This window comes from Stenotrophomonas sp. STEN147 (assembly GCF_056757995.1).
On record NZ_JBRRCG010000006.1, the window covers coordinates 176,273 to 191,600 of the forward strand.

The window sequence follows — 15,328 nt, forward strand, 5'->3', positions numbered from 1 at the left end:
CGTCGCCGCCACCGTTCCGCACTTTCCGCCCTGCCGTTGCTGAGCCACCGCCTGCCATGACGCCTGTCCGCCCCACCCGCCTGTCCGGCCTGGAACCGCTGGTCATCACCCCGGACCTGCTGTTCGTCAACGTCGGCGAGCGCACCAACGTCACCGGCAGCGCGCAGTTCCGCAAGCTGATCAAGGAAGGCCGCTACGAGGAGGCCGTGGACGTGGCCCGGCAACAGGTGGCCAGTGGCGCGCAGATCCTCGACGTCAACATGGACGAGGGCCTGATCGACTCCGAGGCGGCGATGACCCGCTACCTCAACCTGATCATGTCCGAGCCCGACATCGCCCGCATTCCGGTGATGGTCGACTCGTCCAAATGGAGCGTGATCGAAGCCGGCCTGAAATGCCTGCAGGGCAAGAGCGTAGTCAATTCGATCTCGCTGAAGGAAGGCGAGGCCCTGTTCCGCGAACACGCGCGCAAGGTGCTGCGTTACGGCGCGGCAGCGGTGGTGATGGCGTTCGACGAAAGCGGCCAGGCCGACACCTGTGCGCGCAAGGTCGAGATCTGTACGCGCGCCTACCGCATCCTGGTCGATGAGATCGGCTTCCCGCCACAGGACATCATCTTCGACCCGAACATCTTCGCCGTCGCCACCGGCATCGAGGAGCACGACAACTACGCGGTGGACTTCATCGAAGCCACGCGCATCATCAAGCAGACCCTGCCGCACTGCCACGTCTCCGGCGGCGTTTCCAACGTGTCGTTCTCGTTCCGTGGCAACGAAACGGTGCGCCAGGCGATCCATTCGGTCTTCCTGTACCACGCCATCGCCGCCGGCATGGACATGGGCATCGTCAACGCCGGTGCCATGCCGATCTATGACGAACTGGAGCCGGACCTGCGCGAGCGCGTGGAGGACGTGATCCTCAACCGCCGCCCTGACGCCACCGAGCGCCTGCTGGAGATTGCCGAACGCTACAAGGGCAGCAAGGGCAAGGTGAAGAGCGAAGACATGGCCTGGCGCGCCAAGCCGGTCGAGCAGCGCCTGGCCCACGCCCTGGTGCACGGGCTGGATGCGTTCGTGGAAGAGGACACCGAACTGGCACGGCAGGCCTCCAGCCGTCCACTGGACGTGATCGAAGGGCCGTTGATGGATGGCATGAACGTCGTCGGCGACCTGTTCGGTGCCGGCAAGATGTTCCTGCCGCAGGTGGTGAAGTCGGCCCGCGTGATGAAAAAGGCGGTGGCCTACCTGCTGCCCTATATCGAGGCGGAGAAGGCCCGCAGCGGTGACACCGCCAAGAGCAACGGCCGCATCATCATGGCCACCGTGAAAGGCGATGTGCACGACATCGGCAAGAACATCGTCGGCGTGGTCCTTGCCTGCAACAACTTCGAGGTGGTCGATCTGGGCGTGATGGTGCCGGCGCAGAAGATTCTCGATGCGGCCCGCGAGCACAAGGCCGACCTGATCGGCCTGTCCGGGCTGATCACGCCGTCACTGGAGGAAATGAGCCATGTCGCCCGCGAGATGCAGCGCCAGGGATTCGACCTGCCATTGCTGATCGGCGGCGCCACCACCTCGCGCGCGCACACGGCGTTGAAGATCGACCCGCACTACCATGCCCCTACGGTGTGGGTGAAAGATGCCTCGCGCGCGGTGGGCGTGGCCCAGTCGCTGATCTCGCGCGACCTGCGCGCGGGCTTCGTTGCTGCCAATGAAGCCGACTACGCCGAGATCCGCGCCCGTCACCGCAACCGTGGCGATGCCAAGCGGCTGGTCTCGCTGGAGCACGCGCGCGGCCAGAAATTCCAGGGCGGCTGGGACAGTTATGTGCCCCCGGTTCCGAACCAGCCCGGCCTGCATGTGTTCGAAGACTATCCCCTGTCGGAACTGGTCGACTACATCGACTGGACACCGTTCTTCCAGGCCTGGGAACTGGCTGGCAAGTATCCGGCCATCCTCACTGACGAGATCGTCGGCACCCAGGCCAGCGAGCTGTACCGCGACGCCCGGGCGATGCTGGCGCGCATCGTCGCGGAGAAGTGGCTGACCGCCAAGGCAGTGTTCGGCCTGTGGCCGGCCAACAGTGTCGGTGACGATGTCCGTGTGCAGCATCCACAGGGCGAGACCACCCTGCACTTCCTGCGCCAGCAGGTCGACAAGCCGGCCGAGCGCCCCGACTTCTGCCTGGCCGACTTCATCGCACCGGCCGACAGCGGGCGACAGGACTGGATCGGTGCGTTCGCGGTCACCGCCGGTATCGGCATCGATGCCCATGTCGCGCGCTTTGAAGCCGAGCACGACGATTACAACGCGATCCTGCTCAAGGCCCTGGCAGACCGCTTCGCCGAAGCACTGGCCGAACGCCTGCACCAGCGGGTGCGCACCGAGTTCTGGGGGTATGACCGCACCGAAGCGCTGGACAACGATGCGCTGATCGACGAGAAGTATCGCGGCATCCGGCCCGCCCCCGGCTATCCAGCGTGCCCGGAGCACAGCGAGAAGCGCCGCCTGTTCGATCTGCTGCAGGCGGAAGCCAACGCGGACATGACGCTGACCGAGAGCTTCGCGATGCTGCCCACCGCTGCGGTGTCCGGCTACTACTTCAGCCATCCACAGAGCCAGTACTTCGTGGTCGGCCGCCTCAGCCGCGAACAGGTAAGCGACTACGCGCGGCGCAAGGGCGTGGATCGCGCCCAGGCCGAGCGCTGGCTCGCCTCCAACCTCGACTACGATCCCGAATAGACCGCGCAGAAACAGCAACGCCGGGCATTGCCCGGCGTTGACGATCACTGCGGTGCAGGCTTACCAGACCAGGTCGTCCGGCACCTGGTACTGCGGATCGGCGTAGGGATCGTCTTCGGCCGGGGCATCCGGATCGACCTTCAGGGCCACCGAGGCCGCGAACACGGCTTCGGCCTGGCTCAGCACCTCGGCGGTGACCAGCAGATAGCGGCCATTGAGCTGCACCACGCCCAGTTCGCCGGCATTGAGCGCGGTCAGCTGTGCCGCGGTGACATAGATCCGCTTGATCTTGCCGCCATACGGGAAGTGCCGCGCGATGTCGGCCGCCTCGTCATTCAGGCCCTTGTCCTTCAGCAGTTCTTCCAGCTTCGCCTTCGCCTCGCGGCGCTGGCGCGCTTCCTCCTGCTTCAGGCGCTCGGCTTCGATGCGCTCTTCCTTCTCCTTCTGGGCACGGATGGCATAGGCCTTGGCCAGATCCATCTCCTCGGCACTGCGCGGCCTGCGCGGGCCCTGTCCACGGTGCTGCCCCGGCTTGCCCGGCGCACCACCGGGACGGCGACGCTCACCGGGCGTGTGCTCGCCCTTGCCTGCGCCCTGCGGCTTTCCATTGCCGTTGCCGCCCTTGCCCTGCGGGCGGCCATCACGGCGGGGGCCATCATTCTTGCGCTCGGGCTTGGGCGCGGGCTTGAAGCCCAGGCCCAGCAACTGGTCGCGGAGGGTATCGCTCATAGATAAGGGTATGGATCAGTAGTGCGGCGGCGGCGGTTCGCTCGCCGGATCAGAGGAATTCAGTGCGTTGCGGACCTTGCCCAGGTCTTCCAGCAGCACGCGCAGCACATCGGCGTTGCGGGTGCCCTGCATCCGGGCATCGGCCAGTGCGTCGCTCAGTTCGGCCAGCGCGTGCTCCTGGAAGGACACACGCATCTCCAGCTCGACCAGGCGCGCTTCCAGCGCCTGCTCGCGTTCGGTCGGCAGCTCAGACATGCAGTGAACGCCCCCGGCCGATACCGTAGTACGCCAGGCCCGCCGCTTCGACCTCGGCGGGGTCGTACAGGTTGCGGCCGTCGAACACGACCGCGTCCTTCAGCCGTTCGCGCAACATCGAAAAATCAGGGCTGCGGAACTGCTTCCATTCGGTCACCACGATCAACGCATCGGCGCCCTGCAGCGCGTCATCGGCGCTGTCACAGAACACCAGATCATCGCGCTCACCGAAGATGCGCTGCGCTTCGTGCATGGCTTCGGGGTCGAACGCACGTACGGTCGCCCCACCCTCCCACAGCTGCGCCAGCAGGCGGCGGCTGGAGGCCTCGCGCATGTCGTCGGTATTCGGCTTGAAGGCCAGCCCCCACACGGCGAACGTCCTGCCGCGCACGCCCTCGTCCTCGCCCTTGTCGTAGTGGCGCTGCACCAGGGCGAACAGGTGGCCCTTCTGCGCATCGTTGACCGCTTCCACCGCGTTCAGCAGCTTCGGCTCCAGGCCGCTCTGCTGGGCGGTGCGGGCCAGCGCCTGCACATCCTTGGGGAAACACGAGCCACCGTAACCGGCCCCCGGATAGATGAAATGCCAGCCGATGCGCGGGTCCGAGCCGATCCCCTGGCGGACCTGCTCGACGTCGGCGCCGACACGCTCGGCAATGTTGGCGATCTCGTTCATGAACGAAATCTTGGTCGCCAGCATCGCGTTGGCGGCGTACTTGGTCAGCTCGGCCGAGCGTACGTCCATCTCCACCACGCGGTCGTGGTTGCGGTTGAACGGTGCATACAGGCGACGCATCACCGCCACCGACTCGTCGCTGGTGGCGCCGATGATGATGCGGTCCGGTCGCATGCAGTCGGCAACCGCGTCGCCTTCCTTCAGGAACTCCGGGTTGGAGACCACATCGAAGGCGATGTCGGCGCCGCGCGCTGCGAGTTCGTCGGTGATCGCTGCACGGACCTTGTCGGCGGTGCCGACCGGCACCGTCGACTTGTTGACCACCACGGTCGGCACGCTCATGTGCCGGCCGATGGTGCGGGCCACGGCCAGCACGTACTGCAGGTCGGCGCTGCCATCCTCGTCCGGCGGTGTGCCCACGGCGATGAACACCACCTGGCCATGCGCGATCGCCGCGGCCGCATCAGTGGTGAACGCCAGCCGCGCCGCAGCGTGGTTGGCCTTCACCATCGGCTCCAGGCCCGGCTCATAGATCGGGATGATGCCCTGGTTCAGGCCATCGACCTTGCCCTGGTCGATATCGACGCAGATCACCTGGTGGCCGACATCGGCCAGGCAGGTGCCCGTCACCAGGCCGACGTAACCGGTACCGAAAATCGCAACGCGCATGTCCGTGCAGGCTCCGTGGTGGCTTACGGCAGGACGCCCAGCAGTTCGACGTCGAAGGTCAGCGTGGCGTTCGGACCGATCGGGCCGCCCGGGGTGCCGTTCTCACCATAGGCCAGCTCGCCCGGGATCCAGAAGCGGTACTTGGAGCCGACCGGCATCAGCGCGACGCCTTCGGTCCATCCCTTGATCACCTGGTCCAGGCCGAACTCGGCCGGGCCACGGCTGGCGGAGCTGTCAAAGACGGTGCCGTCGAGCAGCTTGCCTTCGTAGTTCACGCGCACCTTGCTGGTCGGCAGCGGACGCTCGCCGCTGCCCGGGCGGATCACCTGGTACTGCAGACCCGAGGCCGTGGTCACCACGCCCGGCTGGGTCTTGTTCTTGGCCAGGAATGCGTTGCCTTCCTGACGGTTGGTCTGTGCAGCCTGGGCGGCCTTGGCCTGCATTTCGGCCTGCTTGGTGCCCATGAACGCCTGGATGGTGGCCGTGGCGTCAGCCTCGGTCATCTTCGGCTGGCCCTTGCTCAGACCAGTGCTGATTGCGTCAAACAGCGACGCAACGTCAATGTCGTCCTTCAGCTGTGCCAGCGACGGACCCACCGAGTAGGAACCGATCATCTGTGCGACCTTCACCCGATCGACCTTCGGCGGCTGAGAGCCCGGCGCAACGCCCGGCACCTGCTGGCCGCTGCGGGCCATCACGACCTGGCGCAGGGCGGCATCGGTGGCCTTGGCCTGTTCCTGGGTGATCTGCGGCTGCAGGCCTTCGAACGAACGCTCCACCGCCGTGCGCAGGGCAGCGACGTCGATTTCATCGGCGATCGGGGTGAACGACTTGGCGACATCCAGGCCGATGGCGTAACCGAGCTTCTGCTTGGGGGAATTCAAGGTTGCGGTCTCCTTGGCGGCTGCGGGGGCCGCCGGTTGTTGCGACAGAGCGACACCCGAAGTGCCCATCGCCAGAATCAGAACCGACGCCGCTGCGCCGCGCATTCCCATCTTCATTCGCTGCATTCCTGGAAGTGACTGGGCGCCGACGTCGGCGCGAAAAGAAGCATTGTCGCACGCATGCCGTCGATGTCGAGGCATCCGTGCCGGATATCAACGCGTGGCGGCGGGCGCGGCCAGTGCCTTGTCGATGGCCGCGATCAGCTGCGGATCATCCGGCGTGACCTTGCTGGCGAACTGGGCGATGACCCTGCCGTCGCGGCCGACCAGGTACTTGTGGAAGTTCCAGCCCGGCGCCACGCCGGTTGCCGCGGTCAGGCGCTGGTACAGCGGGGTGGCCTGCGCGCCGACCACGTGGACCTTCTCGAACATCGGGAACTTGACGCCATAGGTCAGCGTGCAGAATTCCTGGATCTGCGCTTCGTCACCGGGTTCCTGGCCCTTGAAATCGTTGGACGGGAAGCCGAGGACCGCGAACCCGCGGCGTGCATAGCGCTGCTGCAGCGCTTCCAGGCCTTCGTACTGCGGCGTGTACCCGCACTTGCTGGCGGTATTGACCACCAGCAGCACCTGGCCGTGATAGCGCTGCTGCAGGTTGACCTGCTGCTTGCCGGCCAGTGGCCGGTAGTCCACATCCAGCAGGTCGGCGGCCAGGGTGAGGCCGGGAACGGCCAGTCCGGCCAGCAGGGTCAGCAGGGAAAGACCGCGCAGGCGGCGCGGGAAGACGGTCGGCAGGGGCATCGGAGCGGTCCGCGGTGGCCATTCACAGGGCCCGGCCGGGAGCGGCCGGGAATCGGCCGAACTATAGCACCGGCCCCGGGAGGCACCCCGCCGCGCGACCGTCCCGGCGCTTTGCGCGGATTGGCGGCAACGCGGCCGGGGCCAGAAGCTGGCCAGTGCTTGACATAGCATGGACGCAGCTGAATGGAAGCGACGCGACGGCCTGCGCTCACCGAGCCTCATTCCGCATTAAAATCAATGGCTTGCAGAATTGCGTCTGCGCCATGACACCCCCTGCCATCAGTTGGGTCATGTCGGGGGTTGCACGTCGGCGTGCCGGTGTTATAGTTGCATACAACACCAGTCACCTGAGACAGGGGGTATGCCATGAACACCCGGATGCATCGCAACGTCACCGCTCCCGCGATCACCGCCGTTTCGACCCTGCTGGTGATGGCGTGGCTGGCCTCGCCACGCGCGCCCACCGCCCCCTCTCTGTCCGATACCCCGCAGGACGCGCCCACTCCCACGGCCGGGACGCCGGAAGCTTCACCCTCCCCCCCGCGTCGGCTGCACAGCTCCCTGTCCATGCCGTATTTCTCGTTCGCACAGCCGCTGACCCCACGGAGCTGACCATGAGCGACATCCAGTGGAGCGACGGCGCTCCCATCTACCGCCAGCTGAAGGAACGCGTGATCGCCATGATGCTCGACGGAATCCTCAAGCCGGGCGATGCCCTGCCTTCGGTGCGCCAGGTGGCCGCCGACTACCAGCTCAACCCCATCACCGTTTCGCGCGCCTACCAGGAACTGGCTGACGAAGGCCTGGTCGAGAAGCGCCGGGGCCTGGGCATGTTCATGACCGAGCAGGCGGCCACGCAGCTGCGCAGCAGCGAGCGCGAGCGCTTCCTCAATGAAGAATGGCCGGCCGTCCTGGAGCGCATCCAGCGCCTGGGGCTGAGCCTCGACGAATTGCTGAACCAGGGGAAAGTCTGATGAATGCCAGCCTCACCAGTACCGCTGCAAGCGACGCGGTCATCACCGCCCGCGGCCTGCGCAAGGCCTACAAGAGCACGGTCGCGCTCGACAATGCCAGCTTCACCATCCCGGCGGGCCGGATCATCGGCCTGATCGGACCCAACGGTGCCGGCAAGACCACCGCGTTGAAGGCCATCCTCGGCCTGACCACGGTGGAAGGCGACCTCAGCGTGCTCGGCCGCGACCCGCGCCTGCATCGGGATGAGCTGATGAAGGACATCTGCTTCATCGCCGACGTCGCGGTGCTGCCCCGCTGGCTGAAGGTGCGCGAGGCCATCGACTTCGTCGCCGGCGTGCATCCGCGCTTCGATCGCGCCCGCTGCGAGCGCTTCCTGGCCAACACCAAGCTGCAGCCGAAGCAGCGCGTGCGCGAACTGTCCAAAGGCATGATCGTGCAGCTGCACCTGGCCCTGGTGATGGCCATCGACGCCCGCGTGCTGGTGCTCGACGAGCCGACCCTGGGCCTGGACATCCTGTACCGCAAGGAGTTCTACCAGCGCCTGCTGGAGGACTACTTCGACGAGCAGAAGACGATCATCGTCACCACCCACCAGGTCGAAGAGATCGAGCACATCCTCAGCGACGTCATGTTCATCCGCGACGGCCGCATCGTGCTCGACGCAGAGATGGAGGATGTCGGCCAACGCTACACCGAGCTGCTGGTCAACGCCGAGCAGCTCGATACCGCGCGTGCGCTCAAGCCGATCGACGAGCGCGCCCTGGCTTTCGGCAAGACCGTGCTGCTGTATGACGGCGTGCCGCGTGACCAGCTCACCTCCCTTGGCGAGACCCGCAGCCCGGGCCTGGCTGATCTGTTCGTCGCTGTCATGAAGGGGACCTACGCATGAACGCCGTCAATCATCCCGTCGGCCCCGCCGGCACGCTGCGCTGGCTGCTCAAGCGTGAATACTGGGAGAACCGTGGCGGGTTCCTCTATGCGCCGCTGATCGCCGGCGTGGTGTCGCTGCTGATGAGCGGTGTGGGCATCGCCTTCGGCCTGTTCGCCCTGCATCGGGCTGCGCGCGACGGCAATCTGCACATCGATGGCGAGGACGTGAACATCAACGGCCTGGACCTGGCGCTGCTGACCCGCAACATCAGTGCCAAGGACATGGCCGACCTGGGCAACGGCCTCGACCTGACCCTGGTGCTGAGTTCGGCCTGGCCATTCCTGGTGCTGGCGTTCGTGATGTTCTTCTACTGCCTTGGCGCGCTGTATGACGACCGCCGCGACCGCAGCATCCTGTTCTGGAAATCGCTGCCGCTGTCCGATACCCAGACCGTGCTTTCCAAGGCGATCAGCGCGCTGGTGATCGCCCCGCTGATCGCAGTGGTCGCCGGCATCCTGACCATGTTCGGTTTCCTCGCCATCATCAGCCTGGTGGCCGCGCTGCACGGTGGCAGCCCGATGAACCTGATTTGGGGACCGGCCAGCCCGCTGACCTTGGCCGCCGGCCACCTGTCCTGGATTCCGGTCTACGTCCTGTGGGCGCTGCCGACCGCCGGCTGGCTGCTGCTGTGCTCGGCCTGGGCCAAGTCCAAGCCCTTCCTGTGGGCGGTGATGCTGCCGCTGTTCGCCGGGATCATCGTCTCCACCACCAAGGTCATGACCCTGTTCGGGCTCACCAGCGGCTGGTTCTGGCAGAACGTCGTCGGTCGCCTGCTGCTCAGTGGCGTACCCGGCATGGACCTGATCTACCGCACCGGCCTGCAGGACTCGCGTGCGGACCTGGAATCGGTCACCGCGCTGATGGGCCCGGTCGCGCAGCTGAAGTCGCTGGCGATGCCGGGACTGTGGATCGGCGCTGCGTTCGGCGCGCTTTTCATCTTCCTTGCCATCCGCCTGCGCCGCCGCGCCGGCGAAATCTGAGCCCTTACCGGAGCCACCACCCATGCGTTCCCTGCTCGCCTGTACCGCGTTGTTGCTGATGCCGCTGTCGGCCCTGGCCGCCGATGCACCCAACTGCAAGTTCACCGCTGCACGCACGTTGAAGCTGGACGTGGCCGGTGCCAAGGCAGTGGTGTTCGAGGTGAACCAGTTCGATCTGAAGGTGACCGCCCGCAGTGGAGGCGGTCAGCTCGACGGCCGTGCCTGCGCGTCCAGCCAGGATCTGCTGGACCAGCTGGTGCTGGACCAGCGCCGGGAAGGCGACAAGCTGGTGGTCAGCCTGCGCCGCGCAAGCCGTGCCGGCCTGAACCTGGGCAACTTCTACGCCTGGCTGGACATCCGCGGCAGCGTGCCGGACAACCTGCCGCTGCAGTTCAAGGTCGGCTCCGGCGATGCCAGCATCGACAACGCGCAGTCACTGAGCGTGGATGTCGGCTCCGGCGACGCCGTTGCGCGCGGCACCCGCGGCACCATCCATGCCTCCGTCGGCTCCGGCGACCTGGAGATCGACGGTGGCAGCGCACTGAACCTGCTGTCGCTCGGCTCGGGTGACGTCAAGGCACGCAACATCGGGGGCGACGCGATCGTCGGCACGGTCGGCTCCGGCGACCTCACGATCAGCGACGTGCGTGGCAACGCACGCCTGGACACGGTCGGATCGGGCGACGTCGACTTCAAGCGCGTGCAGGGCAGCGTCCAGATCGGCGTGGTGGGCTCGGGGGGCATCGACCTGGGTGACATCGGCGGCGATGTGCACGTGCGCAGCCATGGCTCCGGCGACGTCGACGTCGATGGGGTGCGCGGCAACCTGACCGTCGATCACAGCGGCAGCGGCGACGTCGTGCACCGCAATGTCAGCGGCAGGGTCACCCTGCCCCGCAACAAGTAAATCCCAACCCACCGATTCGAGGGGAATGCCATGAACCTGATGCGCCTGCTGCCTGCCACCCTGCTGTGCCTGCCGCTGATCGCCTGCGGTGGCACGTCTTCCGCACCCGACACCAGTGTCGGCAAGAGCGTCGCCGAAACCTCCAGCGGCGTTGGCAAGAAAGTCCAGGAAGCCATGGATGAGGCCCGCAGGGAGATCACTGAGGGCAACATCAAGATCTCCGCCGACAATCAGCCGCGCGCGGAGATCACGCCGGACGGACAGCTGCTGATCGGCGGCAAGGATGTGCCGACCAACGACGCGCAGCGCCGCCAGCTGCTGGAGTACCGCGGTCACGTGGTCGCCATCGCGACGGACGGCATGAATGTCGGCCTGGCCGGTGCCAAGCTCGGTGCCAGCGCTGCCGGTGAAGCGCTCAAGGGCATCTTCAGCGGTGACAGCGAAGGCGTGGAGAAGCGGATCAACGCCGAGGCCGCCAAGATCGAAGCGCAGGCCAAGCGCATCTGCGACCGGCTGCCGGCGATGCTGGCCAGCCAGCAGGCGCTTGCCCGCGAACTGCCTGCCTTCAAGCCCTACGCCAGCATGGACCAAAGCGACGTCGACGACTGCGGGAAGGACGGCTCGGTCACCTTCTCCAACTGAGACACTTCAGCGCACCCGGCCGGCAGCGGGCCTCCGCTGCCGGTACCGGGCTTACAATGGGCACCCCGGATGCCCCCGATCGAATCGTCATGAAGAAGCTGTTTCTGCTGCTGGCTGCCCTGTTCTGCCTGGGCCTGGCCGGCTGCGACCAGGATTACCGCAACCACCGCGCAGAGCGTGGCAAGCCCAAGATTTCCGTCAGCGAAGGCATGGTGACCGTGCGCCGTCCACCGGCACCGAACATCATCATCCTGGCCGACGGCACGATGAAGATGGACGAGATCCAGATTCCGCTGGACGATGCGCAGAAACAGATGCTGCAGACGATGTTCGGCAAGCTGCAGGTACTGCGCCAGAACACGCTGGTGGCCGCCCCCGCCGATCCGAACATGCAGCCGGTGAAGATCCAGCCACCGGAGGGCATGGACGTCATTCCAGGCGACCTGATCCAGCGCATCCCCGAGTTCAAGGACTACACCGAGACCTTCGGCAACATCGTCGCCGACCGTCGCTGAACGCAAACGCCGCCCGAGGGCGGCGTTTCTCATTGGCCCGGCAAGCCTGCTCGGCAGATCAACCGCCGCCACCGCCTCCCGCATGGATGCCGCCAGCGGTCAGCGCCGTCGGATCCAGCAGGCGCCGCAGTTCCGCTTCGCCCAGACCGCTGTCCTCCAGCGCCACCTCCAGCACCGGCCGCTGTTCCTTGTAGGCGCGCTTGGCGATTGCCGCGGCCTTCTCATAGCCGATGATCGGGTTCAGCGCAGTGACCAGGATCGGGTTGCGCGCCAGCGCCTCCGCCACGCGATCCTCGCGCACCTTCAGGCCTGCGATGGCGCTGTCGGCCAGCAGCGTCGACACGTTGGCCAGCAGGCCGATGCCTTCGAGCAGGTTCACCGCGATCAGCGGCAGGGTCACATTGAGCTGGAAATTGCCGGTCTGCCCGGCCACCGTGATCGCCGTGTGGTGACCGATCACCTGCGCGCAGGCCATCACCGTCGCCTCCGGAATCACCGGATTGACCTTGCCCGGCATGATCGAGCTGCCCGGCTGCAGGGCCGGCAGTTCGATCTCGCCCAGCCCCGCCAGCGGCCCGGCATTCATCCAGCGCAGATCGTTGGCGATCTTGATCAGCGCCACCGCCAGCGCATTGAGCTGGCCGGACAGCTCCACCGCATCGTCCTGCGCGGCCAGGCCTTCAAACTTGTTGTCGGCACTGTCGAACTTGAAGCCCGAGTGCTGCTTGAGGGCCTTGGCCACCTGAGCGCCGAAACGCGGATCGGCATTGATGCCGGTACCGATGGCGGTGCCGCCCAGCGGCAGCCGGCGGACGCGCTTGAGGCTGTCCTCGATGCGCGCCTGTGCCGATGCCAGCTGTGCCGACCAGGCACCGAACTCCTGCTCGAAGGTCAGCGGCATGGCGTCCATCAGGTGGGTACGGCCGGTCTTGACCACCTTGCGCAGGCTGCGGCCCTTCCTGTCGATGGTCCTGCGCAGATGCGCCAGCGCGGGCAGCAGCTGTTCGTGCGCCGCCAGCACCGCCGAGACGCGCAGCGCGGTCGGGATCACGTCATTGGAGCTCTGCCCCTGGTTGACGTGGTCGTTGGGATGGACCGTGGTCTTGCCGGCCTTGCCGGCGCGGTTGGCGAGGGTCGCGATGACCTCGTTGGCATTCATGTTCGAGGACGTGCCCGAACCGGTCTGGTAGACATCGATGGGGAAATGCGCGTCCCAGTCACCCGCCGCCACTTCCGCGGCGGCGGCCTGGATCGCCTTGGCCACGTTCCTGGGCAGGTGGCCCAGTTCGGCGTTGACGCCGGCAGCGGCACCCTTGACCAGACCCAGCGCACGGATGAACCCGCGCGGCATGCGCTGGCCCGACACCGGGAAATTCTGCACGGCGCGCTGGGTTTGCGCGCCCCACAGGGCGTCGGCAGGCACCTGCAGCTCGCCCATGCTGTCGTGTTCAATCCGGAACGCCTGGGAGGCACCCTTGCTTGCAGCTTTGCTCATTGCATCGACTCCGCACTACTTCAGTTGGGGAAAGGGAAGCGGCGGCTGGCAGGGTGTCGCTTCCCGGGCTGGCGGCGGCGCCAACGATACTCCCTTGCCTGCAACGTGGGATGACGAGGACGGGCCAGATCGTTTCATCCGCAGGGCCGTTTACACGGGTAGCGCCGGGCCGTGCCCGGCGAGCGCGCAGCGCGGCCGCCATCCGCCGGGCATGGCCCGGCGCTACCAAGCATGCGAAGGCCACGCGTCGTAGAATATCGGCCCCGCCGCTCGCTCCCGCCCTGCCGACATGTCCGATTCCGCCCTGCTCGCCCTGTCCCCGCTCGATGGCCGCTACGCCGGCAAGGTCGATGCCCTGCGCCCGATCTTCTCCGAGTACGGCCTGATCAAGGCCCGCGTCACGGTCGAGGTGGAGTGGCTGCTGGCGCTGGCCGCCGAGCCGGGCATCGTCGAGCTTGCGGCGTTCTCCGAAGCCGCCACCGCCCGTCTGCGCGCGCTGGCCAGCGGTTTCAGCCCCACCCATGCCGCCCGGGTGAAGGAGATCGAGCGCACCACCAACCATGACGTCAAGGCGGTGGAGTACTTCATCAAGGAGCAGCTGAAGGACGACGCCGAGCTGGCGCCGGCACTGGAGTTCGTGCATTTCGCCTGCACCAGCGAGGACATCAACAACCTCAGCTACGGCCTGATGCTCGAGCAGGCGCGCCGCGAGGTGCTGCTGCCGACGCTCGACGGCATCGCCGCCACCCTGCGCGGCCTGGCCCACGCCCAGGCCGCGCAGCCGATGCTGTCGCGCACGCACGGCCAGACCGCTTCGCCGACCACCCTGGGCAAGGAGCTGGCGAACGTGGTGGCGCGCCTGGAGCGTCAGCGCCGCCAGATCGCCGCGGTCGAGCTGACCGGCAAGATCAACGGTGCGGTCGGCAACTACAACGCGCACGTCGCCAGCTACCCGGACGTGGACTGGCCGGCCTTCGCCGAACGCTTCGTGACCGGGCTGGGCCTGGTGTTCAACCCGTACACCACGCAGATCGAGCCGCACGACAACGTCGCCGAAATCGGCGATGCCGCCCGCCGCGCCAACATCATCCTGATCGACCTGGCCCGCGACATCTGGGGCTACATCTCGCTGGGCTACTTCAAGCAGCGCCTGAAGGAAGGCGAAGTCGGCTCGTCGACCATGCCGCACAAGGTCAACCCGATCGATTTCGAAAATGCCGAAGGCAACTTCGGCATCGCCAACGCGCTGTTCGAGCACTTCAGCGCGAAGCTGCCGATCAGCCGCTGGCAGCGCGACCTGACCGATTCCACCGTGCTGCGGGCGCTGGGTACCGCCTTCGGCCACAGCCAGGTGGCGCTGGACTCGCTGGCCAAGGGACTGGGCAAGCTGGAGGTGAATCCGCAGCGCCTGGACGCCGATCTGGATGCGGCCTGGGAAGTGCTGGCCGAAGCGGTGCAGACGGTGATGCGCCGCCACGGCCTGCCGAACCCGTACGAGCAGCTGAAGGCACTGACCCGGGGCCAGGGCATCACCGCCGAGTCGATGCGGGCGTTCGTACAGGGGCTGGAGCTGCCGGCGGATGCGAAGCAGCGGCTGCTGGAGATGACCCCGGGCAGCTACACCGGTCTGGCCGAGGCGCTGGCGAAGAAGATTTAAGGGGCTTCCTTTGCGGCGGCGGCCGCGGGCGCTGCCTGCGGCAGGCGTGTACTGCCAAGGCAACAGCAACAGCAACGTCAAAGGCGGCTCTGGGTTTCTGCAGTGTTTGGCGGGGCGGGTTGGATTCGCGGGGGACGCCGTGAATCCGTCCGTGGAGGCTTGGCAGCCGCATCCATGCGGCTGACACCCCCGCGAACCCAGCCCGCCCCACCTCTGGCAGCGTCCCGGTGATGGATCGAAGAGCATTTGTTGTCGGGACGGAATGTGAAGGAGGGACGCGGCTTTGCCGCGTCCCTCTTTGGTTTTTTGGATTCTGCAGGGCCGGGCAAGCGCAGCGCGCGAGCCGCTGTTGCCTTTGATTTTCTTCTTCCATTCCGTGGCGGACCCCGCAGGAAACTGTCAGGGGCCGGGGGGGGGGGGGGGGGGGGGGGGGGGGGGGGGGGGGGGGGGGGGGGGCGGGGGGCGGGGCGCGAG

General features: G+C 66.8%; 14 protein-coding genes and 1 pseudogene. 9 read left to right on the forward strand and 6 right to left on the reverse strand.

Features of this window, described 5'->3' with window-relative positions; all coding sequences use genetic code 11:
* Positions 1 to 2: 2 nt before the first annotated feature.
* A pseudogene (gene metH, locus ACVOKU_RS08960) lies at positions 3 to 2,741 on the forward strand (methionine synthase); the annotation flags it as partial.
* 60 nt (positions 2,742 to 2,801) lie between these two features.
* Here the strand turns inward: metH and ACVOKU_RS08965 are convergent.
* The 5 genes from ACVOKU_RS08965 to ACVOKU_RS08985 form a co-directional block, all read right to left on the reverse strand.
* The gene (locus ACVOKU_RS08965; RefSeq protein WP_481559691.1) at positions 2,802 to 3,470 is read right to left on the reverse strand and encodes a DUF2058 domain-containing protein; all 669 of its coding nucleotides are present in this window, start codon (positions 3,468 to 3,470) and stop codon (positions 2,802 to 2,804) included.
* A gap of 15 nt (positions 3,471 to 3,485) precedes the next feature.
* Entirely contained in the window at positions 3,486 to 3,725 is a 240-nt protein-coding gene (locus ACVOKU_RS08970; RefSeq protein WP_053515402.1) for a SlyX family protein, read from the reverse strand.
* Positions 3,718 to 5,067, reverse strand: a complete 1,350-nt coding sequence (locus tag ACVOKU_RS08975; RefSeq protein ID WP_053515400.1) for a UDP-glucose dehydrogenase family protein — start codon at positions 5,065 to 5,067, stop codon at positions 3,718 to 3,720. The genes ACVOKU_RS08970 and ACVOKU_RS08975 overlap by 8 nt, the downstream gene beginning before the upstream one ends.
* Positions 5,068 to 5,090: 23 nt before the next feature.
* Complete coding sequence (locus ACVOKU_RS08980) at positions 5,091 to 6,068, reverse strand: FKBP-type peptidyl-prolyl cis-trans isomerase N-terminal domain-containing protein (protein ID WP_065182910.1); 978 nt, start codon at positions 6,066 to 6,068, stop codon at positions 5,091 to 5,093.
* A gap of 96 nt (positions 6,069 to 6,164) precedes the next feature.
* Positions 6,165 to 6,752 carry a glutathione peroxidase gene (locus ACVOKU_RS08985; protein WP_481559692.1) on the reverse strand — a complete coding sequence of 196 codons (588 nt, stop codon included), beginning with the start codon at positions 6,750 to 6,752 and terminating at the stop codon, positions 6,165 to 6,167.
* 366 nt (positions 6,753 to 7,118) lie between these two features.
* On the opposite strand from ACVOKU_RS08985, the gene ACVOKU_RS08990 reads away from it, so the two are divergent.
* The 7 genes from ACVOKU_RS08990 (at position 7,119) to ACVOKU_RS09020 (ending at position 11,702) form a co-directional block, all read left to right on the forward strand.
* The gene (locus tag ACVOKU_RS08990) at positions 7,119 to 7,364 is read left to right on the forward strand and encodes a hypothetical protein (RefSeq protein WP_065176058.1); all 246 of its coding nucleotides are present in this window, start codon (positions 7,119 to 7,121) and stop codon (positions 7,362 to 7,364) included.
* 2 nt (positions 7,365 to 7,366) lie between these two features.
* Positions 7,367 to 7,726 (forward strand): GntR family transcriptional regulator, encoded by a 360-nt coding sequence (locus ACVOKU_RS08995; protein ID WP_481559693.1) that lies wholly within the window; start codon positions 7,367 to 7,369, stop codon positions 7,724 to 7,726.
* Positions 7,726 to 8,616, forward strand: coding sequence for an ABC transporter ATP-binding protein (locus ACVOKU_RS09000; RefSeq protein ID WP_481559694.1), 891 nt, complete (start codon positions 7,726 to 7,728; stop codon positions 8,614 to 8,616). Before ACVOKU_RS08995 ends, ACVOKU_RS09000 begins: the two co-directional genes overlap by 1 nt.
* Positions 8,613 to 9,638, forward strand: coding sequence for a hypothetical protein (locus tag ACVOKU_RS09005; protein WP_193396648.1), 1,026 nt, complete (start codon positions 8,613 to 8,615; stop codon positions 9,636 to 9,638). The genes ACVOKU_RS09000 and ACVOKU_RS09005 overlap by 4 nt, the downstream gene beginning before the upstream one ends.
* Positions 9,639 to 9,660: 22 nt before the next feature.
* Entirely contained in the window at positions 9,661 to 10,545 is an 885-nt protein-coding gene (locus ACVOKU_RS09010) for a DUF4097 family beta strand repeat-containing protein (protein ID WP_180875576.1), read from the forward strand.
* 30 nt (positions 10,546 to 10,575) lie between these two features.
* Complete coding sequence (locus ACVOKU_RS09015) at positions 10,576 to 11,187, forward strand: YggN family protein (RefSeq protein ID WP_481559695.1); 612 nt, start codon at positions 10,576 to 10,578, stop codon at positions 11,185 to 11,187.
* Between the two features lie 89 nt (positions 11,188 to 11,276).
* The gene (locus ACVOKU_RS09020) at positions 11,277 to 11,702 is read left to right on the forward strand and encodes a hypothetical protein (protein WP_053515382.1); all 426 of its coding nucleotides are present in this window, start codon (positions 11,277 to 11,279) and stop codon (positions 11,700 to 11,702) included.
* 58 nt (positions 11,703 to 11,760) lie between these two features.
* Here ACVOKU_RS09020 and ACVOKU_RS09025 read toward each other — a convergent pair whose 3' ends face one another.
* Positions 11,761 to 13,197, reverse strand: a complete 1,437-nt coding sequence (locus ACVOKU_RS09025) for a class II fumarate hydratase (RefSeq protein ID WP_279942738.1) — start codon at positions 13,195 to 13,197, stop codon at positions 11,761 to 11,763.
* Positions 13,198 to 13,486: 289 nt separating this feature from the next.
* Here ACVOKU_RS09025 and purB point away from each other — a divergent pair, with 289 nt between their 5' ends.
* Positions 13,487 to 14,854 (forward strand): adenylosuccinate lyase, encoded by a 1,368-nt coding sequence (gene purB, locus ACVOKU_RS09030; protein ID WP_481559696.1) that lies wholly within the window; start codon positions 13,487 to 13,489, stop codon positions 14,852 to 14,854.
* Positions 14,855 to 15,328 lie beyond the last annotated feature (474 nt).